Source organism: Rahnella sp. CJA17(1/100) (assembly GCF_963881615.1).
GTDB classification, from domain to species: domain Bacteria; phylum Pseudomonadota; class Gammaproteobacteria; order Enterobacterales; family Enterobacteriaceae; genus Rahnella; species Rahnella aceris.
This window is the reverse complement of sequence record NZ_CAWOJA010000035.1, coordinates 1-2,501: the sequence shown is the minus strand read 5'-3', so window position 1 is coordinate 2,501 and position 2,501 is coordinate 1. Positions and strand designations below refer to the sequence as shown.

Here is a 2,501-nt window from a genome sequence, read left to right as displayed (position 1 = left end):
GTAAGCATTAAGTGAGCACCGTATTGACGATTATTTATTGGTGAGATCTACGTTCCATGGCAGCAGTTCCGCCACTTTGTTGCTGGGCCACTCCGGCAGTACGCTCAGGACATGGCGAAGGTAGGCTTCCGGATCGATACCATTGAGCCTGCATGTTCCGATTAGACCATATAGCAGGGCTCCGCGCTCACCGCCGTGGTCGCTGCCGAAGAAGATGTAATTTTTCTTACCAAGGCAGACGGCTCGTAGCGCGCGTTCTGCCACGTTGTTATCAGGCTCTGCCAGGCCATCATCGCAGTAGTAGCACAGGGCATCCCACTGATTCAGGGCATAAGCGAACGCCTCGCCCAGCCGGGATTTTTTCGACAACGTTGCGCTTTTCTCCACCAACCACACATGCAAGGATGCCAGCAGCGGCTTACTCCGGGACTGCCTGGATGACAACCTTTCTGCTTCCGGCCAGCCGCGTATTTCTTCCTCTATTGCGTACAGCTCACCGATGCGTTTCAGGGCTTCTGCTGCTGTCGCTGTTTGAGTGCTTATATAGACGTCATGGATTTTTCTGCGGGCATGGGCCCAGCACGCAGCTTCTGTCAGTGGCCCACCTTCACGTTCCGGACTGAACAACCGATCATAACCGGCGAAGGCATCCGCCTGCAGCACACCATGATAATGTCGAAGATGCTGCTGAGGGTGTTTCCCCTGCCTGTCCGGAGAGAAGGCGAACCACGCCGCTGGCGGGTCTGACGAGCCAGCGTTCCGGTCATCGCGCACATACGTCCAGATGCGCCCGGTTTTCGTCTTCTTTCTCCCCGGCGCCAGTACCGGCACTGGAGTATCATCCGTATGCAGTTTGCGGGAGTCCATCACGTAGTGGTAAAGGGCCTCATCCAGCGGGGCCATTAACCGGCAACAGGCATCCACCCAGTTGGAGAGTAGTGCACGACTCAGATCCACACCCTGTCGGCCAAGGATTTCCGTCTGTCGGTATAACGGGGTGTGCTCACAGTATTTGGCTGTTAACACGCGGGCCAGCAGACCCGGACCAGCGGTACCCCGATCGATGGGGCGTGATGGCGCAGGTGCTTCAACGATGCAGTCGCATCGGGTGCAGGCCTTTTTCACTCTGACCGTGCGGATGACTTTCAGGGCGCTGGAGACCAGTTCCAGCTGTTCAGCGCTGACTTCACTGAGGTATTTCATATCACTGCCGCAGTCCGGGCAGCAGCTTTCCACAGGCTCCAGACGATGGATCTCGCGGGGAAGATGCTCAGGAAGAGGCCTGCGGTGACGGGACTGGCGAAGCTGGCGCGGAACCTGCGGATCGGTATCCCGACCGTTGTAACGATCGCTTTGCTGCTCCTGCAACTTCAGCAGGGCTTCGGCTTCTTCAACCTGACGGCGCAGCTTTTCAGAACGGGTACCGAACAACATTCGTCGCAGTTTTTCTATCTGTGCCCGCAGATGCTCTATTTCGCGCTCTTCGTTCTCTATTTTCTCTTCTGCGCGAGCCAGTGCCGAACGCAGGAACGACTCAGTCTCTGCAACGAGGCTAAGCTGATTGTCTTTCTGGCGAAGCGCATCTTCCAGCGCGGCGATACGGGCGAGATAATCCTGACTCATGACCACATTTATAATGCGGTCATGCTCTTTTTACAACATTGTCAGTGAGTTAAGGCGTGAAGTTTTAGGCTGACGCCAGTCCAGCTTATCGAGGAGCATAGCGAGTTGTGAGCGGGTGATGGCGATTTTTCCATCGCGTACAGCAGGCCAGATGAACTGGCCTGCTTCCAGCCGTTTGGTAAACAGGCACAGACCGTCAGCATCAGCCCAGAGTATCTTCACGGTATCGCCTTTGCGACCACGAAAGATAAACAGGTGGCCGGAGAACGGGTTTTCATCAAGTGCATGCTGTACCAACTCGCCCAGACCATTGAACGATTTACGCATATCCGTGACGCCAGCAACCAGCCAGATACGGGTGCCTGACGGGAGGGGTATCATTGGCTTCTCCCGGTCAGTTCGCGGAGCAGCACGGCCAGCAACTCTGGTGACGGGTTCTCAAGCGTCATTTTGCCGTGGCGGAACTCAACACAACAGGAGGAGGCATTCAGCGCTGAGAGCTGCCCCGGTTCTGTATTCATCCCGGCTGATGGTGTCGGATCAGGTATCACCTCAACAGGCAGCATTGTCGGTGAGGGTGAAGATTCGACTGTTGCCGGAAGTCGGCGTGATATACGGCCTTCATTCTGCCAGAGTCGTAGCCATTTGAAGATGACGTTGTCGTTGACGCCGTTTTCACGGGCAATTTGAGCAACGCAGGCACCGGGGCGTGAAGCAAGTTCAACCATACGTAGCTTGAAGTCGTTCGAATAATTTTTACGGGGTTCTTTTCGCCAGGATTGGGATTCCATACTTAGATGTCCGTCTGTAACAGGTGGGCGTCTAAGTTATCAGTACTGGCTTAATGGCTACATACGGTGCTGGGTTTACGCTTACCT

Annotated in this window: 3 protein-coding genes; all 3 read right to left on the bottom strand. The window is 55.3% G+C overall.

Going from position 1 to position 2,501, the window contains the following annotated elements:
* Positions 1-30 precede the first annotated feature (30 nt).
* Genes tnpC through tnpA form a run of 3 tightly spaced genes read right to left on the bottom strand, consistent with a single transcriptional unit; the run spans position 31 to position 2,414 of the window.
* The gene (tnpC, locus tag AACU55_RS16735) at positions 31-1,623 is read right to left on the bottom strand and encodes an IS66 family transposase (RefSeq protein ID WP_134707153.1); all 1,593 of its coding nucleotides are present in this window, start codon (positions 1,621-1,623) and stop codon (positions 31-33) included.
* Positions 1,624-1,653: 30 nt separating this feature from the next.
* On the bottom strand, positions 1,654-2,004 hold the full coding sequence (tnpB, locus tag AACU55_RS16730; RefSeq protein WP_134707152.1) for an IS66 family insertion sequence element accessory protein TnpB: 351 nt from the start codon (positions 2,002-2,004) through the stop codon (positions 1,654-1,656).
* Positions 2,001-2,414 carry an IS66-like element accessory protein TnpA gene (gene tnpA, locus AACU55_RS16725; RefSeq protein ID WP_134707151.1) on the bottom strand — a complete coding sequence of 138 codons (414 nt, stop codon included), beginning with the start codon at positions 2,412-2,414 and terminating at the stop codon, positions 2,001-2,003. Before tnpA ends, tnpB begins: the two co-directional genes overlap by 4 nt.
* Between the last annotated feature and the right edge of the window lie 87 nt (positions 2,415-2,501).